This window comes from Achromobacter sp. (assembly GCF_049647645.1).
Classification (GTDB): Bacteria; Pseudomonadota; Gammaproteobacteria; order Burkholderiales; family Burkholderiaceae_B; genus Achromobacter.
Map to the genome: position 1 here is coordinate 1 of NZ_JBARYB010000141.1, position 25,879 is coordinate 25,879.

Consider the following 25,879-nt stretch of genomic DNA (forward strand, 5'->3'; position numbering starts at 1 on the left):
AGGCGCAGCAGCGGCGGCAGCCGGCGCTGCCGGGCTGGTGGTCGCCTGCGCCACCAGGGTGGCGCTATGCAGTGCGTTGGACATCTCAGTTCCTCATTACGAAATCGAACGGAATTTTGGCTTTGGCGGGATAGGCCACGCCGTTACGGGTATACGGTTTGAAACGGCCCTTGCGGGCGGCTGCCAGCGCCGATTCGTCCAGGCGCGGAAAGCCCGAGGACGCGTCGACGGTTGCCCGCTCGACCAACCCCTGGGTATTGATCTCGACCAGCACCACCACCCGGCCCTCTTCCCGCATGCGGCGCGAAGCCATCGGGTAATTGGGCATGGGACGCGCGCCCTGGAACTCGATGCTGGACACCAGCACCGGCTGATCCGGCGGCGGTCCCTGCTGCGGCCCTTGCGGCGCCTGCGTACCTTCGGGCGCGCCGCTGGGCGGCGCCTTCGGCGCTTCCGGCTTAGGCTCGACCTTGACGTCCTGCTTGGGCTCGGGCTTGGGTTTAGGCTTGGGTGGCGGTTTGGGCTTGGGCTTGGGCGCCGGCATCGGCGGTTTTTCAACCACCGGTTCCGGTTCGGGTTCAGGCTCCGGCTCGGGCTTGAGTTCGGGTTCAGGCTCCGGTTCGGGTTCGATCTCGGGCTGCGGCTCGGGCGGCGTTTCCGTCACCGGCTGCGGCTCTTCGGGAGTGGGCTCGGCCTTGGCGATCTGGGGAATGGGCGCATCCACCACGCTCACCATGATGGCTTCAGGTTCCTCGAGTTCAGGACGATTCTCGGGTGCCATGAAGATGGCGCCTATCACTGCCGCATGCAGCGCCAGGACCGTCAGGCCAGCGCCTGCGCGTATACCGAATGAAGAGCGCGAAGAAGAATTCCAACCGCGTTGAAAACTAGGCATGAATCAGCCAGGGTGCATTGACTTATCCGGCCAGCCAGTAAAAGACGCACACGCGATGGCGACGCCGGCTGACCGGTACAAGCCCACAATAATATCTTAAATGCGAATGATTCGCACGTCCTATTTCATCTGATCCGGTCCTACATTTCTGACCAGGATCAATACGCACGAACACTGCGCGCCGAAGCAAGCGAGGAAGAACAACCCCGAAAACAAAAAACCCGCCACGTAGCGTGTGCGGGTTTTGTGCGGAGCGCATATCGGAGCTTTTGGTGGGTGCTACAGGGGTCGAACCTGTGACCTACGCCTTGTAAGGGCGCCGCTCTACCAACTGAGCTAAGCACCCATTCTGATGCAGCCTCAAGACGAAATTCGCGAAAAATCCGTACAAGCAACTGCCAACCGGGGCACTCAAAAGCAATACGCGGGCCGGAGTATACCGGACCGCGCACTTGTGGGCAAATCGCCAGGGCCGAGCCTGCGACCTGCCCGCCGTCCATTAGTTGACGGCGTCCTTCAGGGCCTTGCCCGGACGGAACTTCGGCACCTTGGCCTTCTTGATCTTGATGGTTTCGCCGGTGCGCGGATTACGGCCGGTGCGAGCGGCGCGAGCCGACACAGCGAACGTGCCAAAGCCAACCAACGTAACCGTACCGCCCTTCTTCAGGGTGGTCTTGACGGCACCGATCAGGGCGTCGAGCGAACGACCAGCCGCAGCCTTGGAGATGTCGGCCTTGCTGGCGATGTGATCGATGAGTTCGGTTTTGTTCATTCAGGTGTACCCCTCACAAGGTATGGAGTCTGCCGGTAGTGCAGTTCATGGCCGTCATGATGGACGCCGCTGAAGACGCAAGACCCGACAAACGACGAACAGACAGTGGATAAACTTTTTTCTTGCGCTGCGAAGCACAACTTTTAAACTGCTGCGCCGCTTGGATTCAATGGCAAATTGCCTTCAAATCGTCAGCGACGCAGACATGTATTAGGCCTTGGCGTGGCGCGGCTGTCAAGCGAAAACCTCACCACAACCCGCGCCAATACTAGCTTTTAGACCTTTTCGCAATAAACAGAAACACGCATTTCGGGATTTGCGCGACACCCCCGAACGCGATAGTTAACTTGCGTCAGACCTCGGCCCATCGGCGCAGCAAATTGTGATAGATGCCGGTGAGCTGCACAATGGAAGGATGCCCCGCGGCGTCCTGGTTCAAGCGCTGTATGGCCACGTCCATGTCCAGCAGCAGCGCGCGCTGGCTGTCTTCGCGCACCAGGCTCTGCATCCAGAAAAAGGACGACACGCGCGCGCCGCTCGTCACCGGATTGACCTTGTGCAGGCTGGTGCTCGGGTACAGCACCATGTGTCCCGCGGGCAGCTTCACCGCGCGCGGGCCGTAGGTATCGTCGATGACCAGTTCGCCGCCATCGTAGGAGTCAGGCTCGGAGAAGAACAGCGTGGCCGACAGGTCGGTGCGCACGCGTTCGGCCGTGCCGGCAATGCCGCGCACCGCGTTGTCCACGTGATAGCCGAAGGACTCGCCGCCCTCGTAGCGATTGAACAGGGGCGGGAAGATCTTGCGCGGCAATGAGGCCGACATGAACAGGTTGTTGACCGCCAGGCGTTGCAGGATCAAGTTGCCCAATTCCTGCGCCAAGGGGTGCTGCTCCGGCAATTGGCGGTTGCGCTTGACCTCGGCCGACTGATGGCCGGCCGTGACTTTGCCGTCGACCCAATCGGCGGCGTCCAGGCGACGCCGGATCTCGGCCGCCTCTTGCGGCGTAAAAACTTCTGCGATCTGTATAAGCATGGGCACTATCCCGATTGCGTTGCAGGCGCGGCCGGCCACCGGCCGCGCGCGTGCCGCATTATCCCTGCAGGCAGCCGTTGAGCGCCTGATCGAAATCAAACAGCAGATCGGCTTCGTCTTCGATGCCCACGGACACGCGGATGAGGCTGTCCGCGATGCCCATCTGCTTGCGGCGCTCGGCGCCCATCTCGTAATAGATGGTGTGGGCGGCGGGCAGCGCCAGGCTGCGCGTATCGCCCAGATGCGTCGCCATCAGCACGATGCGCAGGCGGTTCAGGAAATCGAAGCAATCCACCCCCTCGGCCAGCTCCACGCCCAGCAACCCGCCGAAGCGCGAACCGAACAGCGCCGCCGCGCGCGCATGCTGCGGGTGGCTGGCCAGCCCGGGGTAATGCACCTTGGCCACGCCGCGATGCTCTTCCAGGAAGCGCGCCAGCGCCAGCGCGTTGGCGCAATGCTTGGCCATGCGCAGGGCCAGCGTCTCGGCGCCCACCGCGATGCGGTGCGCGGGCTCGGCCGCCAGGGTGCCGCCCATGTCGCGCAGGCCTTTCTTCTTGATCTGCGTAAGGCCCCAACTGGTGGGCGCGCCCTTGCGATAGGCCTCGTAGATGTTCGAGTCATCCGACCAGTCGTACAAGCCAGTGTCCGTCACGGCCCCGCCCAGGGCATTGCCATGGCCGCCGATGTACTTGGACAGCGAGTTCATCACCAGCGAGGCCCCGACCGAGGCCGGCCGGAACATCCAGGGCGAGGTCAAGGTGTTGTCGACCACGTAGACCAGGCCCTTCTCGCGGCAGATCTCGCCGATCACCGCCAGGTCGGCCACTTGCGTGCCCGGATTGGCGATGGTTTCGGTGAAGACCATGCGGGTATTGGGCTGGATCGCCGCGCGCACCTGCGACGAATCGGTCGCGTCCACGAAGGTGATCTCGATACCCAATTCCAGCAGCGTGCCAAGCAGGCTGTTGGTATTGCCGAATACGAACTGGCTGGACACCAGGTGGTCGCCGCGGCGCAGCAGCGTGGTGAAGATGGCTGCCAGCGCGGCCATGCCGGTCGCGAAGCTGACCGTGCCCTTGCCGCCTTCCATCTGGTTGACCTTGGCCTCCAGCGCAGTGGTGGTGGGCGTGCCCTGACGGGCGTAGGTGAAGCCGGCCTTGCCCTGAAAGACCGCAGCCAGTTCGCGGGCATCTTCGTAGGCGAATTCCGACGACGGATGCATGGGCTTGTGCACCGCTCCGTGCTCGACGGATTGCTTGCGGTCGGAATGGAGGATCGTGGTGGTAAAGCCGTTCTGGTGCATGATGGGCTGACGCGAAGAAGATGTGGACTACAGGATAGGCAAGGCGGATGGATCAGGAACGGCGCTGACGCACGGTTTCGTAGAGGCAGACGGCGCTGGCCACGCTGACATTCAGGCTTTCCACCGAACCCAGCATGGGAATGTTCACCAACTGGTCGCAGGTTTCCCGCGTCAGGCGGCGCATGCCCTCGCCTTCCGCGCCCATGACCCAGGCCATGGGCTGGCGCGCATCGATCTGGTGCATGCTGTCGGTCGCCTGGTCGTCGGTACCCACCAGCCACACGCCGCGGTCCTTCAGGCTGCGCATGGTGCGCGCCAGGTTGGTCACCATCAGATACGGCACCGTGTCGGCGGCGCCGCAAGCGACGCGCTGTACTGTCGCGTTCAGGCCGACAGCCCGGTCGCGCGGCGCGATGACCGCGTGCACGCCGGCGGCGTCGGCGGTGCGCAGGCAGGCGCCCAGGTTGTGCGGATCGGTCACGCCATCCAGTATCAGCAACAGCGGCGGGCCTTCGATGACGTCGAGAACTTCGTCCACGTCCACCGCCAATTGGCGCTCTTCGGCCAGCGCCACCACGCCCTGGTGGCGGGTACCGCGGGACAAGCCGTCCAGGCGTTCCATCGGGACCGGATGCAGGCGGCAGCCCGCTTTCTCGGCCTGCTCGATGAACGTCTGCATCCGCTTGTCGCGGCGCGACGCCTCTACATAGATTTCCTTGATCGAGTCGGGCGCGTGGCGCAGCCGCGCGACAACCGCGTGAAACCCGGCCAGAACTTGGGTCGACGCCATAAATGCAATACCTTTAGATAAACGAATACCCGCCCCAGAGCGGGGCGGGCCACCGGACCAAGCCGGGCATAAATGCAATGTTACCCCTTATGGCGCGGCCGCCAAACGACGGCCTTGCCATAAAGAAGCGTCAATGTCGCTTATGCGCGGCCTTCTTGGCCGGCGCGGCGCGCTGGGACGCTTTCTTGGGCGCCCTGGGCGGCTTGCTGGCCTTCTTGGCCTCGGCGCGCCGCTCCTTGGCGGTCTGGCCCTTCAGGGCGGCGGGCTTGGGCGACGCCGCCTTCTTCACGCGACGCGACGGTTCGTCGGGCCCGCGAGCCGCTGCCTTGCGCAAGGCGTCGAAGCTCGTGCCCTGCACCAGGCGGAACTCGATGCGGCGGGCCTCCAGGTCCACGCGCGAGACCTGGACCTGAACCTTGTCGGTCAGGCGGTAGCGCATGCCAGTGCGCTCGCCGCGCAGTTCGTGCAAGGCGTCGTTGAACTGGAAGTACTCGCCGCCCAGCTCGGAAACATGCACCAGCCCTTCAACATGCAGCGTATCCAGCGTGACGAAGATGCCGAAGCTGGCGACCCCGGTAACCGTGCCGCTGAAGTCCTCGCCCACGCGCTCCTTGACGAACCAGCACTTGAGCCAGGCCTCGACGTCGCGCGACGCCTCGTCGGCGCGGCGCTCGCTGGCGGACAGGACCAGGCCCATCTTTTCCCAGATGGCGTGTTCGTGTTCGCGTTGCGTGCGGCCTATCACCACAGGCTGGTCTTCCAGGCTGGGCACATACCGCTGACCGGCCAGCAGCGCCTTGATGACACGGTGCGTCAGCAGGTCGGGATAGCGGCGGATGGGCGAGGTGAAATGGCTGTAGCCAGGATAGGACAGGCCGAAGTGGCCCATGTTGTCGGGGCTGTACACCGCCTGCTGCATGGAGCGCAGGCACATGGTCTGCAGCAGCTGGTAGTCGGGACGTCCGCGCACCGAATCCAGGAAGTCGCCGTAGTCCTTGGCCGTGGGCGTCTCGCCCCCGCCTAGCGACAGGCCCATGGTACGCAGGAACTCGCGCAGCGACTGCAGGCGCTCGGGAGTGGGTCCTTCGTGGATGCGGTACAGGCCGGGATGCTTGCTGCGGGTCATGAAGTCGGCCGCGCAGGTATTGGCGGCCAGCATGCATTCCTCGATCAGCTTGTGGGCATCGTTGCGCACCGACGGCACGATCTGCTCGATGCGGCCGAGCTCGTTGCAGACGATCTTGGTCTCGACCGTGTCGAAGTCGATGGCGCCGCGCTTCTTGCGGCCTTGCGCCAGCAACTGATAGAGCTCGTACAGATGCTGGACCTGCGGCATGACGCTGCGCATCGCGTGCGCGGCCGGACCGCCTGGCTGCTGCAAGGCGGACCAGATGTTCGTATACGTAGTGCGCGCATGCGAATGCATGACCGCGTTATAGAACTGGTAGGCCGTGACCGTGCCAGCCTTGGCGCCGCTGGCCGGGATCACCATGTCGCAGACCAGCACCAGGCGGTCGACGTCCGGATTCAGCGAACACAGGCCGTTGGACAGCGACTCCGGCAACATCGGGATGACCCGGCGCGGGAAGTACACGCTGGTGCCGCGTTCGATCGCGTCGTCGTCCAGCGCGTCGCCCGGACGCACGTAGTGGCTCACGTCGGCGATTGCCACCAGCAGGCGCCAGCCCGGACGCTTGCGCTGGCCCGTACCCAGCTCCACAGGTTCACAGTAGACGGCATCGTCGAAATCGCGCGCGTCTTCGCCGTCGATGGTGATGAGCGGCACGTCGCGCAGATCGACGCGGTCTTTCAGGTCGGTCTTCTTGACCACATCCGGCAGGCGCGCGGCCTGCTTGAGCGCGGCTTCGGAGAAATCGACCGGCACGTCGAACTTACGTACCGCGATCTCGATTTCCATGCCGGGATCGTCGATCTCGCCCAGCACCTCGGCCACGCGGCCCAGCGGCTGCGTGTGGCGCGTGGGCTGTTCCATGATTTCGACCGCGACCACCTGCCCGTGCTGGGCGCCGTTGGTGTCGCTGGGCGGAATCAGAATGTCGTGCTTGATGCGCTGGTCCTCGGGAACGACGATGGACAGGCCGTGTTCGTGCAGGAAGCGCCCCACCAGCTTATTGGTGCGGCGTTCGATGACTTCGACGATGGTGCCTTCCGGCTTGCCGCGGTATTCGCCGGCAGGCTTGACCAGCACGCGGTCGCCATGCAGCACCTTGAGCATTTCGCGCGGCGACAGGAACAGATCCGGCCCGCCATCATCGCGCAACAGGAAGCCGAAGCCGTCGCGATGCCCCAGCACCTTGCCGGCAACAAAGTCCAGTTTGGTGGCCAGCAGCAACACGCCCTTGCGATTGGGCATCAACTGCCCGTCGCGCTCCATGGCGCCCAGGCGGCGCTCGAACCCCACCATCGTCGCGGCGCGCTCGACGCCCATGCGTTCGGCCAATTCCACCGGAGACAGCGGCGAGCCTGCGGCGCGCAGCGCCTTCAGGATGGCTTCACGGGACGGGACATCAGGATCGAAGTCCGGCGGCGCTTCGGGCAAGGGTGTTGATCTGTTGTTATTCGATTCGTTATTCGATCGTTTTGCCAAAGCTAAAATTTCCGTATATAATGCGCAGCTTCTGTGGTTCGCCCAAGGCTGAACACTGAAGCAGAAAATGGTCAGAAGGTTGGGAAGTTTAAAACCCAGCCTGGGTTTGAAAAGCAAGTTGCTTAAAACCGTATTGTAGAACCAACTGCACTTTGGACGCATGCTTTAGTTAATGTGTTTTAACTGAAGCGATGCAACCAGGGCGGCAGCGTATCACATACTTCTGACAGTATCTCTCAGTGCCCAGGTGGCGGAATTGGTAGACGCGCACGGTTCAGGTCCGTGTGCCGCAAGGTGTGGAGGTTCGAGTCCTCTCCTGGGCACCACGGAATTTTCAATCGAGACCAAGTAAGCCGGTCTTGATCGCAACGGCTAAAAAGCCCCGGAAATCGCAAGATTTCCGGGGCTTTTGCTTTGCGCCTTGCAAACCCTGCCCTTCAACGCCACGGCACTTTGCGATTCAAATGATGCCGTGCGTACAGGTCAGCGCCCATTCCTTCGATCTGACCATTGATCAATGCCTCGAAAGGCCGCAGCAGCGCATCGAAATTCAGTGGCGCCTCGATGGCGTTCAAGGCATGCGTCACGGCCTCTATGGTGGACAGCGCTCCCGGGACGTCAGCATGGCGCACCCGGTAACGCGTAGAAAGTCCCGCGGGCAACATCACGCGCGGCAAGGCGGCGAGCGCGGGATTGATATGCAGCAACTTGCGCGCATGCCCCCAGGTGCCGTCAGGCACGATCAATCTGATGGGCGCGCCGAGATCCTGTCCGTAGCCCGGCTCCAATACCTCGGCGCCCTCGCCGGGAAACAGCAAGCGAGGCAGGTGGCCGGGCAACGCCCAGTCTTGCTCCGAGAAATACTCACCTACTACGCGCCGCGCACCCGGCAAGCCCAGCACGGCCAGCCTCGCGGTGTTCAAGGCATGGCGCGCCTCGCTGGGATGTTGCAGCACCACGACTTGAGTGCGGCAGGAAAGCGCGGGAATCAGCGCACACAGACAGTGCGATCGAGGACGCAGGCAACGCGTGCAGAGGGTACGGGACATGGGGCGACACTATATCGAAAGTTCGAAAGCGGCCCGACAGCAAAAAACATGAAAAAAAAGCCACACGACTTGCACACTTTTAAAAAAGTGTGCATAATCTCGTTCCTCTGCTGCTGAACAAGAAACGACGCGAAAGCGAAGTGACAAGTAAAGCATCAGCGCCCAGGTGGCGGAATTGGTAGACGCGCACGGTTCAGGTCCGTGTGCCGCAAGGTGTGGAGGTTCGAGTCCTCTCCTGGGCACCAATTATTACATCACGAGGTACCTGCGTGATGCGCCAAAAAAACCCCGAACGCGTAAGCGTCCGGGGTTTTTTCTTTGTCCGGCCCATTTTGCCTGCCCGGATCTCAAATTCCTTGAGCCCGGGCAGGCCTGCCCTACTTCAGCACGCGCGTCATGACCACGTGCGGAATACCGGCTTCGACGAATTCCTCGCCTTCCACGTTGAAGCCGTGCGCCTGGTAGAAGCCCGCCGCATGGGTTTGCGCGTGCAGCACCAGCATGCGATGGCCGTCGCCGTGGCCCTGCTCGATCAGCGCGTCCAGCAGCTGGCTGCCGACGCCCATCCCCCGCGCCTTCTTGTGGACCGCCATGCGGCCGATGTGCCCGTCAGGCAAAAGCCGGCCCGTACCCATCGGCGTGCCGTCCGGGCCGTATGCCACCGCGTGCACCGACACGGCGTCATCGTCGTCCAGCTCGACCTCGGGCGGCACTCTCTGTTCGACGACGAACACCTCGTGGCGCACCGAATACGCGTCGTCGCGCAAACGGTCCCAGGTTCCCAGGGCGATACGCACCGTAGCTTGTTTGTTGGTCGACATGTCCATCCCTCGCGTGCAGCAAATGAATAAAAGAATCCTGAGCCCCATTTTAGGCAGGGATGAACAATGGCCAAAAGGGGGTACGATCGCGGCTTGCCCACGTCGTCCATGTTCCGCCACATGCCGCCTGCCGCTCCTCCCTCCTGGTTGAAAGCCGCGCCCGCGCTCTTCCTGCTTCTCTGGTCCAGCGGTTTCGTCGTGCTGAAAGTGGGCCTGGCCTATGCCGACCCCATGACATTCCTGGCGTTGCGCTATGCCTGCGTGGTGCTGATTCTTGCGCCCTTCCTGTTGATTCTGCGCCCGCCGCTGCCGCGCGGCGCCAGCGCCTGGGGCCATCTGGCCATGGTCGGGCTGCTGTTGCAGGCAGGCTACTTCTGTTTCACCTACCTGTCGCTCAAGCAAGGCATGTCGGCCGGCGGCGTGGCGCTGATCACATCGCTGCAGCCTATCCTGATCGGCCTGCTGGCGCCGGCGATCGCGCACGAGAACGTCGACGCCCGCCGTTGGGCGGGCCTGGGCCTGGGAGTATCGGGCGCGGCGCTGGTGATCATCGCCAAGGCCTCGATCGACGTGCTCTCGCCGCTGGGCCTGGCGTTCGCGATCAGCGCCCTGCTCTGCATTACCGGCGGCACGCTGTATGAAAAGCGTTTCGGCGTGCAGACGCATCCCGCCACCTCCAATATGGTGCAGTATGCGGTCGGCCTGATCGTCACCGCGCCGCTGGCGTTCTGGCTGGAGCCGATGCACGTCGAATGGACCGGACCTTTGCTGGGTTCGCTGGCCTATCTGGTCGTGGGCAATTCGCTGGTGGCCATCACCTTGCTATTGGCCATGATCCGCTACGGCGAGGCCTCGCGCGTGTCCGCGCTGTTCTTCCTGGTGCCGCCCTGCACGGCCGTCATCGCGCTGATCATCCTGGGTGAAGCCATCCCCGCGCTGGCCTGGCCGGGCATGGCTCTGGCGGCGCTGGGCATCCTGCTGGTGACGCGCACGGCAAAGGCGGCCGCCAAGTAGAATGAGCGCCCCTCCAGGTCCCTGTCCATGAACGCCGTCATTACCTCCGCCCTGCCGGTCTTCGCGCTGATCCTGACCGGCTGGCTCGCTGCCCGCTGGCGCATCCTGGGTTCCGGCGCCACCGACGCGCTGAATCGCTACGTCGTCTATCTGTCGCTGCCCGCGTTGCTGTTCCGCGCCATGACGCAGGTGGATCTGGCGCATATGGCGCACTGGGGTTTCGTGGGCGCCTTCGCGGGCGGCATCGCCGTCACCTTCCTGGCCTCGTTTGCCGGCGCCCGCCGCACCCAGCGCGCGCTGACCGACCGCGGCATCCAGGGCCTGGCCGCGTCCTACGCCAACGCCGGCTACATGGGCATTCCGCTGTGCCTGGCGCTGTTCGGCCCCGACAGCATGGCGCCCGCCACGTTCACGACCCTGCTCACCGCCAGCGTGCTGTTCGGCTGCGCCATCGCCCTGATCGAGTTCGACCGCCAGCAAACGCCCAACCTGCCCTCCACGCTGCTCAAGGTCGGACGCGCCCTGCTGCGCAATCCGCTGCTGGCGGCGCCGCTGCTGGGCCTGGCCTGGGCTTTCACGGGCCTCGCGCTGCCGGAGGGCGTGGACCGGTACGTGGCCTTGCTGGGCGCGTCCGCCAGCCCCTGCGCGCTGGTCACGATAGGCCTGTTCCTGGCGCAGACAGAGACATCCAGTTCGGGGCCGGGCGTCATGCGCCTGGTCACCGGCAAGCTGTTGCTGCAGCCCGCCGTCACGGCCGTGCTGGCGTTCCACGTCTTCACCATGCCGCCGGTTTGGGCCTGGACCGCCGTGCTAATGAGCGCGCTGCCCATCGGCACCGGCCCTTTCATGCTGGCGCAGATGTACGGCCGCGACGCCCGCGTGACCTCGCGCGCCATCCTGGTCTCCACCGTCGCGTCGGTGCTGACCGTCAGCCTGCTGGTCGCCTGGATCAGCGCCCACCCGATTTCCTGACGTTTTTCATCATGCTGCTCGCCGCCGCCATTTTCGTCCTCACCATCACCCTGGTCATCTGGCAACCCAGGGGCCTGTCGATAGGCTGGAGCGCCGTGCTGGGCGCGGCGCTCGCGCTGGCCACGGGCGTGGTCCACCTGGCCGACATCGCCGACGTCTGGCGCATCGTCTGGAACGCCACCGCCACCTTCATCGCCATCATCGTCACCAGCCTGATCCTGGACGAGGCCGGCTTCTTCGAATGGTCGGCGCTGCACGTGGCGCGCTGGGGCGGCGGCCGGGGCCGGCTGCTGTTCGTCTTGATCGTGCTGCTGGGCGCGGCCGTTTCCGCGCTGTTCGCCAACGACGGCGCGGCGCTGATCCTCACGCCCATCGTCATGGAAATGCTGGTGGCACTGGGCTTCGGCCCTGGCGCGTCACTGGCTTTCGTGATGGCCGCGGGCTTCATCGCTGACACGGGCAGCATCGCGCTGATCGTGTCCAACCTGGTCAACATCGTCTCGGCCGACTTTTTCAACATCGGGTTCGGCGAGTACGCGTCGGTGATGCTGCCGGTGAACCTGATGGCCGTGGCGTCGACCCTGGCGGTGCTGCTGCTGTTCTTCCACCGCAGCATTCCGCCGCGCTACGACGTGAGCCAGTTGCCCGCGCCCGCGTCCGCGATCCGCGACCTGACCACGTTCCGCGCCGGCTGGGTCGTGCTGGCACTGCTGCTGGCAAGCTTTTTCATCCTGGAACCCATGGGCATCCCGGTCAGCGCCATCGCCGCCGTCGGCGCGCTGGGCTTGCTGCTGATCGCGGGACGGCAGCACATCGTCGGCACGCGCCGCATCATGCGCGAGGCCCCCTGGCACATCGTGGTCTTCTCGCTGGGCATGTATCTGGTGGTGTATGGCCTGCGCAACGCCGGCCTGACCGCGCACCTGGCGCAAGTGCTGGACCGCTGCGCCGAGTACGGCGTCTGGGGCGCGGCGATGGGCACGGGCATCATCACCGCCTTCCTGGCTTCGATCATGAACAACCTCCCCACCGTGCTGGTGGGCGCGCTGTCGATCGCGGACACCAGCGCCACTGGCGCGGTGAAGGACGCCATGATCTACGCCAACATTATCGGCAGCGATCTCGGCCCCAAGATCACGCCCATCGGCAGCCTGGCAACGTTGCTGTGGCTGCACGTGCTGGCGCGCAAGGGCCTGCGCATCACCTGGGGCTACTACTTCAGGGTCGGCATCGTGCTGACCTTGCCGGTGCTGCTGCTGACCTTGGCGGCATTGGCGTGGCGGCTGCAATAGGCGGTCAAGCGACTTTATATTACTTTTAGTTATTTAAAAGACATTAATCGATGGTTTGAGTCAGGCTTGCGCCGCTTTAAACTTTCAAACCTACACGGGTGCCTGCGCGCGCCCGTTTTGCTTTCTGACGCATCAAATCCCCGGGACTCGCCCATGAGCACCAACGCTACAACCCTCCCCCTGCCGTCTTCCGCCCTGCCGCCGATCCGGATCAACCGCAAGCCGCTCTGGATCGCCTTGCTGCTGGTGCTGGCGGGCGCCCTGTACCTGAACCAGACCGTCAGCTGGCGCCAGGGAGCGCTATGGGTCGTCGGCGCCCTGCTGGGCGTGACGCTGTACCACGCCTCTTTCGGCTTCACCCAGGCATGGCGCGTGTTCGTGTCCGACCGCCGCGGCGCCGGGCTGCGCGCGCAGATGCTGATGCTGGCCGCAGGCGTGCTGCTGTTCTTCCCCTTCCTGGCGGCGGGCACTTTGTTCGGCCAGCCGGTCAGCGGCTTCGTGTCACCCCCGGGCGTCTCGGTCCTGCTGGGCGCCTTCCTGTTCGGCATCGGCATGCAACTGGGCGGCGGCTGCGCCTCGGGCACGCTGTTCGCCGTGGGCGGGGGCAACACCCGCATGGTGGTCACGCTGTTGTTCTTCATCGTCGGCTCGGTCATCGCAACCGCCAACTTCGGCTGGTGGTCGAACCTGCCGGCGCTGGCCCCGACCTCGCTGATCAAGACCTGGGGCCTGGCGCCCGCGCTGGTCATCAACCTGGCCGTATTCGCGCTGATCGCGTGGGCGGCCACGGCGCTGGAAAAGCGCCGCCACGGCCATGTGATCTCGTTCGCCTCCCGCACCGCGCGCCCGGCGTCCTTGCTGCAAGGCCCCTGGCCGCTGATCTGGGGCGGCGTGGCGCTGGTGGCGCTGAACTTCGCCACGCTGGCGCTGGCCGGCCGTCCCTGGGGCATCACGTCCGCCTTCGCGCTGTGGGGCGCCAAGACCCTGGACGCCTTCGGCGGCGACGTGGCCACCTGGGCCTACTGGGCCAAGCAGCCCTCGCTGGCCGCGCCGCTGCGCCAGGACGTCACCACCGTCATGGACATCGGCCTGATGCTGGGCGCGCTTGCCGCCGCCAGCGCCGCCGGCAAGTTCGCGCCCGTCTGGAAGGTGCCGGTCCGCTCGCTGGCAGGCGCCGTCATCGGCGGCCTGCTGCTAGGCTACGGTTCGCGCCTGGCCTTCGGCTGCAATATCGGCGCCTACTTCAGCGGCATCCTCTCGGGCAGCCTGCACGCTTGGCTGTGGCTGCCGGCCGCCTTCGCCGGCAGCGCCCTGGGCGTGCGCCTGCGCCCTGCGTTCGGCCTCGCGGTCGAGAAGACCCCGGCGGCGTCCAGCTGCTGAGAAACAGTATTCCAGGACCGTCCCCGGGCACGAGGGGACGGCTCCTGGTGTATGGTTGCTCCATCCCGAAACACGGAGATGGACATGAGCTGGTTTTTCGGCCGTTACACGGCCTTTTTATTGACCCTGATCGGCGCCGCGATCACCGCGATCCTGGCCGCGACCAGCTCGCTCTGGTGGCTTTGGCTGGCCGTGCCGCTGGCGCTGCTGGGCGCGCTGGGCGTCTACGACCTGGTGCAGACCCGCCACGCGATCCGCCGCAACTATCCGGTCCTGGGCAATCTGCGGTTCCTGTTCGAGTTCATCCGGCCCGAGATCCGCCAATACTTCCTGGAAGACGACACGCAGGCCGCGCCGTTCTCGCGGGCGCAGCGCTCCATCGTCTACCAGCGCGCCAAACGCGAAATCGACAAGCGGCCCTTCGGCACCCAGGAAGACGTCTACGGCGACCGCTACGAATGGATCAACCATTCCATGTCGCCCTCGCAAATCCCCGACACCGACTTCCGCGTCACCGTGGGCGGCCCCGAGTGCAAGCAGCCGTACTCCATGTCGGCGTTCAACGTATCGGCCATGAGCTTTGGCGCCTTATCGGCCAATGCCGTCCTGGCGCTGAACGAAGGCGCCCGCCAGGGCAACTTCGCGCACGACACCGGCGAAGGGGGCATCAGCCGCTACCATCGCCAGCCGGGCGGCAGCCTGGTCTGGAACATCGGCTCGGGCTACTTCGGCTGCCGCGATGAACACGGCGCATTCTCCGAAGAAGCCTTCGTCAAGAATGCCTGTACGCCGCAGGTCAAGATGATCGAGATCAAGCTGTCGCAAGGCGCCAAGCCCGGCCACGGCGGCATCCTGCCCGCGGGCAAGGTCACGCCCGAGATCGCCGAGGCGCGCGGCGTGGTGGCCTGGCAGGACTGTAATTCGCCGGCCACCCATTCCGCCTTCGACTCGCCCATCGGCCTGATGAAGTTCGTGGCGCGCCTGCGCGAGCTATCCGGCGGCAAGCCGGTGGGCTTCAAGTTCTGCGTGGGCCACCCCTGGGAATGGTTCGCCATCGTCAAGGCCATGCTGGAAACCGGCATCACGCCGGACTTCATCGTGGTGGACGGAGCCGAAGGCGGCACCGGCGCCGCGCCCGTGGAGTTCGTGGACCACGTCGGCACGCCGCTACGCGAAGCGCTGCGCCTGGTCCACAACACGCTGATCGGCGTGAACCTGCGCGACCGCATCAAGCTGGGCGCTTCCGGCAAGATCATCACGGCCTTCGACATGGCCCGCGTCATGGCGATGGGCGCGGACTGGTGCAACGCCGCGCGCGGCTTCATGTTCGCCATCGGCTGCATCCAGGCCCAGGCCTGCCATACCGGCAAATGCCCCACCGGCGTCACCACGCAAGACCCGCTGCGGCAGCGCGCGCTGGTGGTGCCGGACAAGGCACAGCGCGTGGCCAACTTCCACCACAACACCCTGCATGCGCTGGCGGAGCTATTGGCGGCGGCCGGCCTGACCCACCCCGGCCAGCTCCGTCCGCACCATATCGCGCGCCGCATCTCGTCCAGCGAAATCCGGCTGCTGTCGGCGCTGTTCCCGGAACTGGCGCCCGGCGAACTGCTGCGCGGCGAGTTCCGCCACCAGGTGTTTCGCGCGGGCTGGGCGATGGCCCAGGCCAGTTCGTTCCAGCCGACCCACGACATCACCACGGCCTTGGCGCAAGAACACGCCGCCCATGCCACACCGGCCGCCGCGCAAGTCTGAGCCGGCTGGCGCAGGGCGCTACAGCCAGCGCTCGAACATGCGCGAGAAGAACTCCATCGAACGGTCTCCCACGCCCCGGGCCTGCCAGGCCTCGGGCGTGATCCGCACCGAATCGGCGACGTCACGCTGGAACAGGGCCTCCATTTCCACCGCGAACTCAGGCCCCAGCACCACCGCGTTGACTTCATAGTTCAGGGCGAAGCTGCGCCAATCCAGGTTGCTGGAACCCACCGTGGACCACACGCCATCCACCACCGCGGTCTTGGCATGCAAGAGCGCATCGCGCCGCTCGTAGATTTTCACGCCGGCCCTCAGCAGATCCGTGTAGTGCGAACGCCCCGCATGGAATACCAGCGACGAATCGCTGAAACCCGGCAACACCAGCGCCACGTCGACGCCACGCCGGGCTGCGTCCGTCAGGACTTCGATGAAGGCCGGATCCGGCACGAAGTACGCCATGGTGATGTGAATGTATTCCTGCGCGCTTTCGAACGCCGACATCAGCGTCAGATAGACGGCATAGCCATCGCTGCGGTCCGGCTGGTTGGCCAGTATCCGCACGGTCGTCGCGCCTGCCGGCGGCGCCACCTGGGCATCCCCCCCCTTGATCGGTTCCTTGGACTGGGATTCCCACCCTGCGCGGATGACTTGCTCCAGTTGGGCCACCGCCGGCCCCTCGATGCGCAGATGCGTGTCGCGCCAGGGCGCCGCCTTGGCGTCCCCCGCAGCCGGCGCATCGGCCTTGCCGGCGCCGCTTCCCGACCCCGATCCGGACCCGGGCGAAGACTCGTAGACGCTGCTGACGTTGATGCCGCCCAGGTAGCCGACCTTGCCGTCCACGACCAGCACCTTGCGATGGTTGCGCTGGTTCGGCGACCAGCCCGCGCGACCGCTGGCCGGGTTGACCGGATTGAATATGGCCACCTGCACCCCCGCGTCGCGCAGGCGCTGGAACAAGGCATCGGGCGTCTTGATCGTGCCCACTGCGTCGACCATCAAGGACACCTCGGCGCCGCGATTGCGCGCCGCGATCAAGGCCTCGGCAAAGCGCGAGCCCTCGGCATCGTCGTCGAAGATATAGGTTTCCATGTGCACGTATCGGCGCGCCTGCGCAATGGAGTGCAGCATGGCGCGATAGGTGCTGGGTCCGTCAGCCAGCAGCCGGACGCGATTGCCGGCCACCAGCGGCGCGCCGCTGACCGCCTGCTCGACGGCAAGATGGCGCGCGAGGAAGTCATCCTTGGGAGTCCGCGGATCCGCCGCGACACCCTGGCCGCGGCGATAGCTGTCCAGCGCCGCATCGGCAGACTGGCTGGCCTGCGATTCGCGCGCGCGGCGCTCCTGCGAGTCAGGAACGCTGGCGCAAGCCGCCAGCAAGGCCGCGCACACCAGCGGCAGCAGCCACCGGTGCGCGCCAACCAGCCACGACCACCTGTCGCGCCGCAGTCCCGGCCGGCGGACAGACGCGGGCGGCTTCATGGGACTAAGGCTTAACGGCGGCCGCCCGAAGCCAGGAGGCATCCTAGCAAAGCGCCCACCAGCGCCGCCGCGCCCACCGACTTCCAGGCATGTTCATGCACGTACTCGTCGGCGTAGGCGGTGGCGCGGCGCGCGCGCTCCCGCGCCACGCCCTCCCAATCGCCGGCGGACTCGCGCGCCTCGGCCACTTGGCGCTTAAGGCGTGCGCGCGCCGCCTCGATCTCGGAGCCTGTGTACGTAGCGGTCGACCGCAAGAGGTCTTCCGTACCGGCGAGCAGTTCATGGAAGCTGTCGCTCACTCGTTCACGGTGCAGGGCCATTTCGGCGCGTTGGTGCTTACGGTTCATCGTCGCTCCTTGTCGTTGTTGGGCCTCGCGGAGTCGGGCCGCCTGACGCAATGCAGCATGCCGCGTTCCCGGACGGAGGCTGCGCATTGCGTGGCCCCCATTGTGACCATCATCGGCCGCCCCCGCCAGAGCTTTGGCAACCAGCCGTAAACCGATATTTCAACGCAAGCAAACGTATCGGAAGACTGCCCCCGGGCACCGTAGCAGGCGTTCATACTCCCCTTCCGAATTCGTAAAAGTCCATTGCATTCAGCGGCTTGGCGCTTGACACCGGCCCCGCCCTGGCGGCCACAATAGACTTTTGCAATGCGCCAGAACCGCCTGGTCTGGGCCTCCCAACGCCGTGCATCCCAAGCGCTTGGCGTCCCACCCGGGACGTGTCCGCCAAGGGCAGGCCGGCGACAGAAAAGGAACAGGACGCATGGTTTCGCCTTCCTCACTGTTTGTCCCCGCCGCGCCGAAGTTCATCGCGCAAGAGCCGCAGCCTCCCAGCGCCGAGCAAGTTGAACTGCGCGAAGGCTTGCTGGCGCGCCACGCGCACATCGATCCCAAGTTCCTCTATGACACGCTGGGCTCGGCACTCTTCACCGCCATCACGCAGTTGCCGGAGTACTACCCGACGCGCTGCGAGTCGGAGATCTTCCAGCGCCACGGCGCCGACATCGCGCGCCACATCGGCCCGGTGCTGTCGATGATAGACCTGGGCGCGGGCGATTGCGTCAAGGCCGAACGCCTGTTCCCCAGCCTGCGCCCGCGCCATTACGTGCCCATCGACATTTCGGCCGACTACCTGCAAGCCGCGGTGCGCCGCCTGCAGCTGTCCTACCCCGACCTGCAGATCACCGCCATCGGCCAGGACTTCACCCACGCGCTGGCCCTGCCCGCCAGCGTGCCGGCTGAACAACGGCTGTTCTTCTACCCTGGCTCCAGCATCGGCAATCTCAGCCCCGAGGACGCGCATGCCATGCTGCGACGGATCCGCGAACAATGTGCGGGGGGCGGGCTGCTGGTGGGCGTGGACCGCGTCAAGCCCAAGCAGGTGCTGGAGCCCGCCTATGACGATGCGCTGCACCTGACTGCGGCCTTCAACCTGAACCTGCTGCGGCACGTGAACAGCGTGCTGGACGCCGATTTCGACGTGGACGACTGGCGCCATGTAGCGCTGTTCAACAGCGCCAGCTCGCGCATCGAAATGCATCTGGAAGCCCAGCGCGCGCTGCGCGTGGCCTGGCCCGGCGGCGCGCGCGCATTCAGCGCCGGCGAACGCATCCACACCGAAAACTCCTACAAGTTCACCCCGCCAGCCTTCGCCGACTTGCTGCAAAGCGCCGGCTACCGCGACGTCGCGCACTGGTCGGATTCCCGCGGCTGGTTTTCGATTTTCAGCGCCCGCGCGTAAAGCGCGGCCCACCCTCAACGCCACTGGAGGATCGCCATGGAACCTGCGTGCCTGCTGACTCACCCCGCCACCGGACCCTACGCTGCCGGCCAGGCGGGGCAGCACGACCGCTACGACGCCGTGCGCTCGACCAGCACGGCCCTGGCCGCTCCTCTGAGCGCCGAGGATTGCCAGGTGCAATCCATGCCCGACTGCAGCCCGATCAAGTGGCATCTGGCCCACACGACCTGGTTCTTCGAGACCTTTCTGCTGACGCGCTTTCATCCGTCCTATTCAGTCTTCCATCCGCAGTACCGCATGCTGTTCAACTCCTACTACAACGCGGTCGGCGCCAAGCATCCGCGCCCGCATCGCGGCCTGCTGTCGCGTCCCGCTCTGACGGAAGTGCAGCACTACCGCCGGCACGTGGACGGCGCCATGCATGAGCTGATCTCGCGCCTGGGCGGCAACGACCCCGCCTTCGACGCCTTGCTGGAACTGGGCCTGAATCACGAGCAGCAGCACCAGGAACTGATCCTGACCGACCTGAAGCACATGCTGTCGGCCAATCCGCTCAAGCCCGTCTATGTGGCGCCCGGCCCGCCCTCACTGCCGCCTGCCACGCCTGCCGGCTGGACCCGCTACGCCGGCGGCGTCACCCGCATCGGCCATGACGGCAATGGCTTCGGTTTCGACAACGAAGGCCCCGCCCATGACGTGCTGCTGGCCCCGTTCCACCTGGCCGACCGGCTGGTGACCCAGCATGAGTACCTGGCCTTCATCCGCGACGGCGGCTACAAGCGCCCCGAGCTCTGGCTGTCGCTGGGTTGGGACCGGGTCTGCGCCGAAGGCTGGCGCGCGCCGCTCTACTGGGAAGGACAACGCGATGACTGGCGCATTTACACCTTGCGCGGCATGCAGGAACTGGAACTGCAGGCCCCGGTGACGCACGTGAGCTACTTCGAGGCCGATGCCTACGCGCGTTGGGCGCGCGTGCGGCTGCCGCGCGAAGCCGAATGGGAACATGCCGCCCGCCAACTGCCCGAAGGCGCGCTGACCGGGCGCGCCAACATGCTGGAAAACGGCCACCTGGACACGCGCCCCGCCCCCGCGCGCAATAGCACTGGCGGCCCCGTGCAACTGTTCGGCGACGCCTGGGAATGGACCTGCAGCGCCTACGACGCCTATCCCGGCTTCAAGCCCGACAGCGGCGCGGTGGGCGAGTACAACGGCAAGTTCATGTGCAACCAGTACGTGTTGCGGGGCGGCTCCTGCGCCACGCCCAGGGACCATATCCGCCCCAGCTACCGCAATTTTTTCCCGCCCGAGGCCCGCTGGCAGTTCTCAGGCATCCGGCTGGCGCGGGATGCCTGAAGTGTTTGTTTGAAACCCGAGCCCAACCCGCTTGCGCACGCCAAAAATTTCATGCTAGAATTTCGTTCTTCGTTGATCACTGATTGCGACACAGATGTGGCGCTACTTCAGGGATTGATCGAAATGGCGCATTAGCTCAGCCGGTTAGAGCGACGGAATCATAATCCGCAGGTCCCCTGTTCGAATCAGGGATGCGCCACCAAAGAATTCAAGGGCCTCCACGTAAGTGGGGGCTTTTTTCTTTGGTGCGTTTTGGATGGAATATTAGACAGCGTCAAATATCCAGTAGGTCATACAGTACCCGTCTCCGGTATGCTCACCACTACTTTTTATAAAAAATGGTGACAAGGAAAATAAATGCCGGAAAAAGATGAGCCGAGCGGGGCCTCACTCGTACCTGCGGCATCGCAAACCTGGGCCGCGATGGCCGATAAGGCGCTGACAGTGGCCGCGGCATCGCCAGATATGCGAGAGGCCGGTGCGAGTCTTGCGCGAAGCACTCGTACGATTGCACAGACAATCGAGGTTTGCCTGAAGCCTTTGACAGCGGTCCATTACGCATATGTCAAAGGGCGCGCTTATTTTGAAGAGAAATTTCAACCTCGCCTCGAGGAACGAACGAAGGATATCCCAGCAAGCTCAGTACAGGATCCGCCCCCCGCTGTCGCCGCTCAAGTCCTGCAGAATCTTGCCTTTGCACACGACGAGCCAAGCTTGGAGGATATGTACCTTGAACTTCTCGCTACATCAATGGACGGACGGCTAGCCAAAGACTCAGCGCACCCAGCATTTGTGGAAGTCGTTCGTCAGCTTACAGCGCTCGAGGCAACTCTGCTAAGGGATGTCTTTCTCAAAGTCGATCGACTTTCAGTCGTCGAACTTCGCAAAAATTTTAACGCTGTGAATAGCGCCGAATTTGGAAGCCACGAGAGAATGGCGCGATACGTATTTAATTTGCGTAGCACAGACTCGCCCCAAGCAGAAATTGATGGGCTCGGCGCCATGGTCGACAATTGGATTCGCCTCGGCTTGGCAACCGTCAGCTTCGAGACCAAGTTCATTTCACCGAACGCATACGCCTGGGTCGAAAACCGCCCAGAAACCACGCGCGCCCGCGCGGGCTGCTCCTCCGCCGACGAGACGATTCAGATCATGCCTGGAGTTTTTGAACCCACGGAGTTTGGTCAGAGGTTTGCATTGGCGGTTGGTATTAGGCCAAAAAAAACTGTGATAGCTTGATAGTTTGAGGTTCACCCATGTGCAGCCACTATCAGACCCTGAAGGACGCCGAAAAGCTGCTGAACCGGTTCGGCGCGCATGCGCCCGAGCGGCCGTACGCCTATGACATGCACAAGGGCTACTCCGGGCTGTTCGTCCGGCGGAAGGCGGCTGCGCGGGAACGCGAAGCGGTGGTGGGCAGGTGGGGCTTGATCGCCGCGGACGCCTCCGCGTTCGCCCTGACCCTGGATACCTTCAATGCGCGCGATGACCGCGTCGCCAAGGCACGCAACTTCCGGGCTGCCTGGCGCGGCGGCCAGCTCTGCGTCATACCGGCCGACGCCATCTTCGAGCCCGACTGGCGCCAGAAATACCAGATAGCCACCCGCTTCACGCGCGCCGACGGCGAACCCCTGGGCCTGGCCGGTATGTGGAGCCGCGGCAGGGATGAAAACGGCGAGATCGTGGAAACCTACACCATGCTGACCGTCAATGCCGACGATCATCCGCTGTTCAAGCACTACCACCGGCGCGGCGAGGAGAAACGTATGGTGGTACTGCTGCCGGACGAGGCCCACGACGCCTGGCTCGACGCGGATCCAGATCAGGCCATGGGCATGCTCCGCGGCGCACCGGCCAAGGCGTGGATCGCCACCCCGATGCCGGTAGGGAACGCGACCAACCTATCGCTCTTCTAGTTCAGCTTCTGCCGGTACAGGTCCTGGGCGGCCGGCAATGACGCGCGCATGCCGTAGATCGTGCCACTGTCGCCGCGGCTGAACCACAGTTCGTACTGCCACATGCCGTCCACGAAGACGCGGCAGATCGTCCAGCCTGGCGGCCCTTGCCAGTAATAATCGTCCCGCTGTGTCCACTCCACATCGGCCATGGTCTGCCCCCTGTCGGCCAGGAATGGGGCCGAGTTGCGTTGGTCTATGGGTGAAATATACTGTGTTTTTATACAGTATATTTGCCTCCACCATGCAGCTCCAGTGCTCCGTCCTGCGCACCCATCACCTGGGCGAGCGCCGCCGCGACAACGACCCCGGCCAAGCGGTGGTCGGGACGGTGCACATGTACTCCATCCTTCACAAAGGCCTGAACCGACAGGTCGCGGTCATGTCTATGGACAGGCTGTTGAAGTTCGGGGCCAGAGAGAAGGCGTCAATTCCCGACCTGCTCGAACCACAGCTGCTGACGTTCGCATCAGACAGGGGCATGATGGTCGCGGGCTTCGAGGAGATTGCTGGCACCCGCTACTACCAGGGGTGGTGGATGCAGTGGATCGACAGCTAGCCAGCTTGGCTGCGCGCAGGTATTCATCACGATGAACTATTACGACGACACTTATACCAATTCCCCACCCGTTCGCGATATCTGGATCCGAGCCCTGCCCGCGCTCGCGGACGTCAAGAATGGCGACTACCTGAGTATCCAGCGCCTGCGCGAAGCGTTCAGGCTCGAAGGCGGCAAAAAGTTGCGCGATGTGCTCGCCGCCGGCGAACGCGACGGACTGCTGGAGATTGACTGCCGCGTCACACCCACGACCTATCGGGCGACGCTCATCCTGGAGCGGGGCTTGCGCGCGGTGCGCGATGAATGGTCGGGCGCCGACTAACGCAACCGCGCTTGGCATGCCTCCAGCTGCGCCGTCATTTGCCGGATTCCAGCTCGAAGGGCGAAATAATCCGATCGAGCAGCAGGATCAAGCTCGGCGCGGGCTCCATTACCCACGCCGGCGGCGGCTCCGGCTTTGGGCACTCCACCGCCGGCGGCGGGGCAGGCGGCAGCGACGTGCAGCCGCTGGCGCCCAGCATCAACATCAGCCCGAAGGCCGTCATCTTCGATTTGGACACTGCGCAGCCCTCCATACGCGGCCCACTCGGCCTTCGCGTTCCGTTCGTTGATCAAACCCACATCGGCGTAGCGCCGCTGCAAGATCTCCCGCGCTTGGCGCTGGGCTTCGGCCACGCGGCCAGCCTCATCGGCGCGCATGGAGGCAATCTGGGCACCGTAGCGCCAGCCCTGCGCCGCCCAGGCCGCGCCGCCAGCCACCGCACCGCCCACTGCCAGCGCTACCACGTAGCCCCGCCAACCGATCAATGCAGTCCCGATAGGCATAGCGCGCGCTCCTCAAGCCGGCGGTTATACAAGCCGCGTACAAACTTGCCGTCTGCGTACGACCAAACAGGCTTTCCGTCGGGACCGTGCGCGAGCGCGTTGCAGCCGTCCGCGACACGCCCGGCGTTGATCAGGCCGACGGCTCGGCTGGCGCAAGTGCTGGGGACGCCGAAATTGTGGGAGTGGCTGCTCAAGGCATCGAAAATCGGCTGGCTGATGGCTACGCCAATGCAGTCGGCCAGTTTGAGCTGCCCCTTGCTCACCACCATCTGTTCGACCTCGGCACATCGCTCAGGCGACCAATAATCGCCAACCAAAACGGGATACGGGCTAGTGTGCCTCGTGACGCCTTTGCAGACAGTGGGCAGGCCTTTGGCCAGCTTGTCCGCATAGACGACGTTCTGCCCTTCCCCCTCCCATCGTCCCAGAAACTGCTGCAGATCTGCGCTGAACAGCGTCAGCGCGCCCGAAGCGACAAGCGCCGCGGCGCCGCCTGCGATGCGCTTCCCAATGCCGCTCATACCTTGCTCCCTTTCCACCAGTCCACCAGCAACCGCCAGTACTTGGGCACCAGCAGGCCAATCTGCATCGCGAGATACAGCAGCGTCGCCACGGCGACCCATTCGTTCAACGTCAAGCCATAAAAAACGGCGCCGCCGGCGCCGATACCCATCTTGACCATTGCGGCCTGGTCTTCATGCATGCACATGCTCCTGTGTCGGGATGGCAAACCTGCCCCCGGTAGACAAAAAGAAGCCCGCCGAAGCGGGCATGTGACCTACCCTTGATACGCCAGGCCATGGCACACGCCTCCTAAGGAGCGGCATCGGTCAACCAATCGGGCAACGTCCCCCAGCCCGGATAGCTTGTCGTGGAACCGTTCACCTCTACTTCCCGGCCCAATGCATAAGGTTCACCTGTGCTCGACAGCCACAACGGAGTTCTGCGGCGATCCTCGGCAAGAGCCCAGATACCTTCCGCGCGCCGCGCCACCATGCCCGCCGGAGCTACTGGCGGCTGATCTTCGACAGCTGCATACGGAATATTGAAAATCCCCTCTGCGAGCGCCAGTTCATTGGCTTCGACGGGGTAGAGATAGAGACCGTCAGCGTCGGTCTGATAGACAGTTTTCGTTTTCGGCATGGATGTATCCACTTCTGATATCTGCATGGTTCGATGCGCACGGATCTGCGATTCAAAACTCTCAAGCATGAATCCGAGGGTGAAAGGCAACGTTGGACGGACGAGTTTCCGAAGACGAGCGTGTCACCCTGGCAGAATCGAAACCAGTACGCCGCGTGGGTTTTTCCTGGCTGATGATGTCATCGATGGACGGCGCATTGACTCCAGTTCCACCGTCAAGGAAGGCGCCGTCTTGGCTCCATACAACCGGAAACTCGGAGTTGAAGTCCGAGATCGCATGGAAGCCGCCAGTGATACGTTGCAGAGCGTCCAGCTGCCGGCTACCGGACCAGCGTGAGCTGCCGGTATCAGTGTCCGTCCCGGTGTAACGGCGAAACATGTTGCGCAAATCAGGCACACGAAACTGGGCACCGTTGACGTCGACGAAGTAATGGGCACCAAGATTGGCGGTCCAGGTTTCTTGGCTGACCACAAGTCCATTCTCGAGTGCATAGCCCCACAGACGGCCATAGGCGGCCTTGGGCAACAGCCCGCCCACAGCGTCAATTTCACTGGCCAACGGCGTGACGGTGTGCCCATCGACCGGCCGTCCGCACAAGGGGGAGCGGTACCCAACAAAGTGCGCGGTTTCCTGCCAAATCCATACTTCCGAGACTTCGGCGACGACGATCGGCCCGACGTCCTCGACAGGCAGCGCTGTGATGGAGTGGATCAACGGAAAGTGGCGAGCCGGCAGCATCGAGAACAGGGTAGCGGTGCGCAAGTTCCCATCCTGATCGCCAACGATGAGATGCCCGTCAGGGACAGATGTAAGCCCTGTGCCTCCACGAACGACTGGCAGGGTGCCTTTTGTGGCTTTGCCCATGTCCAGGTTCTGCAGCGCGTGGATCAGGATGTCCAGCGTCGCGGGGCCGATTTCCTGGCCTGTTTCGGTCGCAACAGCTTTCACCTGGTGGAACAACCAGGCTAGTTTCTGGTCGTTGAGCTGCTGAATCTTGTTGAACTGCTCAACCGTCGGAGGCAGCGAACCGATAAACGCCCAGCCGGCCCGATACTGGGGCAGCGTCATCACGTCCACGATGCCGGTTTCCGCCCACTGGGTTTCGAAGAGATCGAAGAAAGTAGGATCAGCCAT

General features: G+C 64.3%; 27 protein-coding genes and 4 tRNA genes. 14 read left to right on the forward strand and 17 right to left on the reverse strand.

Going from position 1 to position 25,879, the window contains the following annotated elements; all coding sequences use genetic code 11:
• Positions 1–85 precede the first annotated feature (85 nt).
• From WBB14_RS16790 to rnr, 7 genes are all read right to left on the reverse strand, one after another.
• On the reverse strand, positions 86–895 hold the full coding sequence (locus tag WBB14_RS16790) for an energy transducer TonB (RefSeq protein WP_424240844.1): 810 nt from the start codon (positions 893–895) through the stop codon (positions 86–88).
• Positions 896–1,165: 270 nt separating this feature from the next.
• Positions 1,166–1,241, reverse strand: a tRNA-Val gene (locus tag WBB14_RS16795).
• Between the two features lie 153 nt (positions 1,242–1,394).
• The gene (locus WBB14_RS16800; RefSeq protein ID WP_003812968.1) at positions 1,395–1,667 is read right to left on the reverse strand and encodes an HU family DNA-binding protein; all 273 of its coding nucleotides are present in this window, start codon (positions 1,665–1,667) and stop codon (positions 1,395–1,397) included.
• A gap of 352 nt (positions 1,668–2,019) precedes the next feature.
• Positions 2,020–2,700, reverse strand: coding sequence for a Fe2+-dependent dioxygenase (locus WBB14_RS16805; RefSeq protein ID WP_424240845.1), 681 nt, complete (start codon positions 2,698–2,700; stop codon positions 2,020–2,022).
• Positions 2,701–2,758: 58 nt separating this feature from the next.
• A complete protein-coding gene (locus WBB14_RS16810; RefSeq protein WP_424240846.1) occupies positions 2,759–4,003 on the reverse strand; it encodes a cystathionine gamma-synthase family protein in 1,245 nt (414 codons plus the stop codon).
• A 52-nt stretch (positions 4,004–4,055) separates the two neighbouring features.
• A complete protein-coding gene (rlmB, locus tag WBB14_RS16815) occupies positions 4,056–4,793 on the reverse strand; it encodes a 23S rRNA (guanosine(2251)-2'-O)-methyltransferase RlmB (protein ID WP_013392619.1) in 738 nt (245 codons plus the stop codon).
• 130 nt (positions 4,794–4,923) lie between these two features.
• Entirely contained in the window at positions 4,924–7,401 is a 2,478-nt protein-coding gene (gene rnr, locus WBB14_RS16820) for a ribonuclease R (RefSeq protein WP_424240847.1), read from the reverse strand.
• Positions 7,402–7,642: 241 nt separating this feature from the next.
• Here rnr and WBB14_RS16825 point away from each other — a divergent pair.
• Positions 7,643–7,727, forward strand: a tRNA-Leu gene (locus tag WBB14_RS16825).
• Between the two features lie 111 nt (positions 7,728–7,838).
• Here the strand turns inward: WBB14_RS16825 and WBB14_RS16830 are convergent.
• Positions 7,839–8,450: a tRNA-uridine aminocarboxypropyltransferase gene (locus tag WBB14_RS16830; RefSeq protein ID WP_424240848.1), complete on the reverse strand. Its 612-nt coding sequence runs from the start codon at positions 8,448–8,450 to the stop codon at positions 7,839–7,841.
• A gap of 160 nt (positions 8,451–8,610) precedes the next feature.
• Between WBB14_RS16830 and WBB14_RS16835 the strand changes: the two genes are divergently transcribed.
• Positions 8,611–8,695: transfer RNA gene (locus WBB14_RS16835), tRNA-Leu, on the forward strand.
• A gap of 132 nt (positions 8,696–8,827) precedes the next feature.
• Here WBB14_RS16835 and WBB14_RS16840 read toward each other — a convergent pair.
• Positions 8,828–9,277, reverse strand: coding sequence for a GNAT family N-acetyltransferase (locus WBB14_RS16840; protein WP_373557771.1), 450 nt, complete (start codon positions 9,275–9,277; stop codon positions 8,828–8,830).
• A 114-nt stretch (positions 9,278–9,391) separates the two neighbouring features.
• On the opposite strand from WBB14_RS16840, the gene WBB14_RS16845 reads away from it, so the two are divergent.
• From WBB14_RS16845 to WBB14_RS16865, 5 genes are all read left to right on the forward strand, one after another.
• The gene (locus WBB14_RS16845; protein WP_424240873.1) at positions 9,392–10,285 is read left to right on the forward strand and encodes a DMT family transporter; all 894 of its coding nucleotides are present in this window, start codon (positions 9,392–9,394) and stop codon (positions 10,283–10,285) included.
• A 27-nt stretch (positions 10,286–10,312) separates the two neighbouring features.
• Positions 10,313–11,257 (forward strand): AEC family transporter, encoded by a 945-nt coding sequence (locus WBB14_RS16850; RefSeq protein WP_424240849.1) that lies wholly within the window; start codon positions 10,313–10,315, stop codon positions 11,255–11,257.
• Between the two features lie 11 nt (positions 11,258–11,268).
• Positions 11,269–12,549 (forward strand): arsenic transporter, encoded by a 1,281-nt coding sequence (locus WBB14_RS16855; RefSeq protein ID WP_424240850.1) that lies wholly within the window; start codon positions 11,269–11,271, stop codon positions 12,547–12,549.
• A 153-nt stretch (positions 12,550–12,702) separates the two neighbouring features.
• The gene (locus WBB14_RS16860; RefSeq protein WP_424240851.1) at positions 12,703–13,929 is read left to right on the forward strand and encodes a YeeE/YedE family protein; all 1,227 of its coding nucleotides are present in this window, start codon (positions 12,703–12,705) and stop codon (positions 13,927–13,929) included.
• A gap of 84 nt (positions 13,930–14,013) precedes the next feature.
• A complete protein-coding gene (locus tag WBB14_RS16865; RefSeq protein WP_424240852.1) occupies positions 14,014–15,684 on the forward strand; it encodes an FMN-binding glutamate synthase family protein in 1,671 nt (556 codons plus the stop codon).
• Positions 15,685–15,702: 18 nt separating this feature from the next.
• Here the strand turns inward: WBB14_RS16865 and WBB14_RS16870 are convergent, their stop codons facing one another.
• Positions 15,703–17,163 (reverse strand): phospholipase D-like domain-containing protein, encoded by a 1,461-nt coding sequence (locus WBB14_RS16870; protein WP_424240853.1) that lies wholly within the window; start codon positions 17,161–17,163, stop codon positions 15,703–15,705.
• A gap of 11 nt (positions 17,164–17,174) precedes the next feature.
• Positions 17,175–17,510: a DUF883 family protein gene (locus WBB14_RS16875; protein ID WP_424240854.1), complete on the reverse strand. Its 336-nt coding sequence runs from the start codon at positions 17,508–17,510 to the stop codon at positions 17,175–17,177.
• 421 nt (positions 17,511–17,931) lie between these two features.
• Between WBB14_RS16875 and egtD the strand changes: the two genes are divergently transcribed.
• The 5 genes from egtD to WBB14_RS16900 all read left to right on the forward strand — a co-directional run bounded on the left by egtD (position 17,932) and on the right by WBB14_RS16900 (position 22,178).
• Positions 17,932–18,909 carry an L-histidine N(alpha)-methyltransferase gene (gene egtD / locus WBB14_RS16880; RefSeq protein ID WP_424240855.1) on the forward strand — a complete coding sequence of 326 codons (978 nt, stop codon included), beginning with the start codon at positions 17,932–17,934 and terminating at the stop codon, positions 18,907–18,909.
• 36 nt (positions 18,910–18,945) lie between these two features.
• Positions 18,946–20,262, forward strand: a complete 1,317-nt coding sequence (gene egtB, locus WBB14_RS16885) for an ergothioneine biosynthesis protein EgtB (RefSeq protein ID WP_424240856.1) — start codon at positions 18,946–18,948, stop codon at positions 20,260–20,262.
• A gap of 125 nt (positions 20,263–20,387) precedes the next feature.
• A tRNA-Met gene (locus WBB14_RS16890) sits at positions 20,388–20,464 on the forward strand.
• A 155-nt stretch (positions 20,465–20,619) separates the two neighbouring features.
• Positions 20,620–21,501, forward strand: coding sequence for a DUF4393 domain-containing protein (locus WBB14_RS16895; RefSeq protein WP_424240857.1), 882 nt, complete (start codon positions 20,620–20,622; stop codon positions 21,499–21,501).
• A 17-nt stretch (positions 21,502–21,518) separates the two neighbouring features.
• Complete coding sequence (locus tag WBB14_RS16900) at positions 21,519–22,178, forward strand: SOS response-associated peptidase (protein WP_424240858.1); 660 nt, start codon at positions 21,519–21,521, stop codon at positions 22,176–22,178.
• Here WBB14_RS16900 and WBB14_RS16905 read toward each other — a convergent pair.
• Complete coding sequence (locus WBB14_RS16905) at positions 22,175–22,369, reverse strand: hypothetical protein (protein WP_424240859.1); 195 nt, start codon at positions 22,367–22,369, stop codon at positions 22,175–22,177. The genes WBB14_RS16900 and WBB14_RS16905 overlap by 4 nt on opposite strands.
• Positions 22,370–22,461: 92 nt before the next feature.
• On the opposite strand from WBB14_RS16905, the gene WBB14_RS16910 reads away from it, so the two are divergent.
• Both WBB14_RS16910 and WBB14_RS16915 read left to right on the forward strand, forming a co-directional pair.
• Entirely contained in the window at positions 22,462–22,776 is a 315-nt protein-coding gene (locus WBB14_RS16910; RefSeq protein WP_424240860.1) for a hypothetical protein, read from the forward strand.
• Between the two features lie 31 nt (positions 22,777–22,807).
• Positions 22,808–23,098, forward strand: a complete 291-nt coding sequence (locus tag WBB14_RS16915) for a hypothetical protein (protein ID WP_424240861.1) — start codon at positions 22,808–22,810, stop codon at positions 23,096–23,098.
• A gap of 34 nt (positions 23,099–23,132) precedes the next feature.
• Here the strand turns inward: WBB14_RS16915 and WBB14_RS16920 are convergent, their stop codons facing one another.
• The 5 genes from WBB14_RS16920 to WBB14_RS16940 form a co-directional block, all read right to left on the reverse strand.
• Positions 23,133–23,336 carry an Rz1 family lipoprotein gene (locus WBB14_RS16920; protein WP_424240862.1) on the reverse strand — a complete coding sequence of 68 codons (204 nt, stop codon included), beginning with the start codon at positions 23,334–23,336 and terminating at the stop codon, positions 23,133–23,135.
• 243 nt (positions 23,337–23,579) lie between these two features.
• Entirely contained in the window at positions 23,580–24,122 is a 543-nt protein-coding gene (locus WBB14_RS16925) for a lysozyme (RefSeq protein ID WP_207466369.1), read from the reverse strand.
• Positions 24,119–24,304, reverse strand: coding sequence for a hypothetical protein (locus WBB14_RS16930; RefSeq protein WP_424240863.1), 186 nt, complete (start codon positions 24,302–24,304; stop codon positions 24,119–24,121). Before WBB14_RS16930 ends, WBB14_RS16925 begins: the two co-directional genes overlap by 4 nt.
• A gap of 110 nt (positions 24,305–24,414) precedes the next feature.
• Positions 24,415–24,813: a phage tail protein gene (locus WBB14_RS16935; RefSeq protein WP_424240864.1), complete on the reverse strand. Its 399-nt coding sequence runs from the start codon at positions 24,811–24,813 to the stop codon at positions 24,415–24,417.
• Entirely contained in the window at positions 24,806–25,879 is a 1,074-nt protein-coding gene (locus WBB14_RS16940) for a hypothetical protein (protein ID WP_424240865.1), read from the reverse strand. The genes WBB14_RS16935 and WBB14_RS16940 overlap by 8 nt, the downstream gene beginning before the upstream one ends.

Excerpts from the sequence above, each read along its gene's own strand:
- WBB14_RS16790 (WP_424240844.1), bottom strand. The coding sequence starts at position 895 with ATGCCTAGTTTTCAACGCGGTTGGAATTCTTCTTCGCGCTCTTCATTC.
- WBB14_RS16800 (WP_003812968.1), bottom strand. The coding sequence starts at position 1,667 with ATGAACAAAACCGAACTCATCGATCACATCGCCAGCAAGGCCGACATC.
- WBB14_RS16805 (WP_424240845.1), bottom strand. The coding sequence starts at position 2,700 with ATGCTTATACAGATCGCAGAAGTTTTTACGCCGCAAGAGGCGGCCGAG.
- WBB14_RS16810 (WP_424240846.1), bottom strand. The coding sequence starts at position 4,003 with ATGCACCAGAACGGCTTTACCACCACGATCCTCCATTCCGACCGCAAG.
- rlmB (WP_013392619.1), bottom strand. The coding sequence starts at position 4,793 with ATGGCGTCGACCCAAGTTCTGGCCGGGTTTCACGCGGTTGTCGCGCGG.
- WBB14_RS16830 (WP_424240848.1), bottom strand. The coding sequence starts at position 8,450 with ATGTCCCGTACCCTCTGCACGCGTTGCCTGCGTCCTCGATCGCACTGT.
- WBB14_RS16840 (WP_373557771.1), bottom strand. The coding sequence starts at position 9,277 with ATGGACATGTCGACCAACAAACAAGCTACGGTGCGTATCGCCCTGGGA.
- WBB14_RS16845 (WP_424240873.1), top strand. The coding sequence starts at position 9,392 with ATGCCGCCTGCCGCTCCTCCCTCCTGGTTGAAAGCCGCGCCCGCGCTC.
- WBB14_RS16850 (WP_424240849.1), top strand. The coding sequence starts at position 10,313 with ATGAACGCCGTCATTACCTCCGCCCTGCCGGTCTTCGCGCTGATCCTG.
- WBB14_RS16855 (WP_424240850.1), top strand. The coding sequence starts at position 11,269 with ATGCTGCTCGCCGCCGCCATTTTCGTCCTCACCATCACCCTGGTCATC.
- WBB14_RS16860 (WP_424240851.1), top strand. The coding sequence starts at position 12,703 with ATGAGCACCAACGCTACAACCCTCCCCCTGCCGTCTTCCGCCCTGCCG.
- WBB14_RS16865 (WP_424240852.1), top strand. The coding sequence starts at position 14,014 with ATGAGCTGGTTTTTCGGCCGTTACACGGCCTTTTTATTGACCCTGATC.
- WBB14_RS16870 (WP_424240853.1), bottom strand. The coding sequence starts at position 17,163 with ATGAAGCCGCCCGCGTCTGTCCGCCGGCCGGGACTGCGGCGCGACAGG.
- WBB14_RS16875 (WP_424240854.1), bottom strand. The coding sequence starts at position 17,510 with ATGAACCGTAAGCACCAACGCGCCGAAATGGCCCTGCACCGTGAACGA.
- egtD (WP_424240855.1), top strand. The coding sequence starts at position 17,932 with ATGGTTTCGCCTTCCTCACTGTTTGTCCCCGCCGCGCCGAAGTTCATC.
- egtB (WP_424240856.1), top strand. The coding sequence starts at position 18,946 with ATGGAACCTGCGTGCCTGCTGACTCACCCCGCCACCGGACCCTACGCT.
- WBB14_RS16895 (WP_424240857.1), top strand. The coding sequence starts at position 20,620 with ATGCCGGAAAAAGATGAGCCGAGCGGGGCCTCACTCGTACCTGCGGCA.
- WBB14_RS16900 (WP_424240858.1), top strand. The coding sequence starts at position 21,519 with ATGTGCAGCCACTATCAGACCCTGAAGGACGCCGAAAAGCTGCTGAAC.
- WBB14_RS16905 (WP_424240859.1), bottom strand. The coding sequence starts at position 22,369 with ATGGCCGATGTGGAGTGGACACAGCGGGACGATTATTACTGGCAAGGG.
- WBB14_RS16910 (WP_424240860.1), top strand. The coding sequence starts at position 22,462 with ATGCAGCTCCAGTGCTCCGTCCTGCGCACCCATCACCTGGGCGAGCGC.
- WBB14_RS16915 (WP_424240861.1), top strand. The coding sequence starts at position 22,808 with ATGAACTATTACGACGACACTTATACCAATTCCCCACCCGTTCGCGAT.
- WBB14_RS16925 (WP_207466369.1), bottom strand. The coding sequence starts at position 24,122 with ATGAGCGGCATTGGGAAGCGCATCGCAGGCGGCGCCGCGGCGCTTGTC.
- WBB14_RS16930 (WP_424240863.1), bottom strand. The coding sequence starts at position 24,304 with ATGCATGAAGACCAGGCCGCAATGGTCAAGATGGGTATCGGCGCCGGC.
- WBB14_RS16935 (WP_424240864.1), bottom strand. The coding sequence starts at position 24,813 with ATGCTTGAGAGTTTTGAATCGCAGATCCGTGCGCATCGAACCATGCAG.
- WBB14_RS16940 (WP_424240865.1), bottom strand. The coding sequence starts at position 25,879 with ATGGCTGATCCTACTTTCTTCGATCTCTTCGAAACCCAGTGGGCGGAA.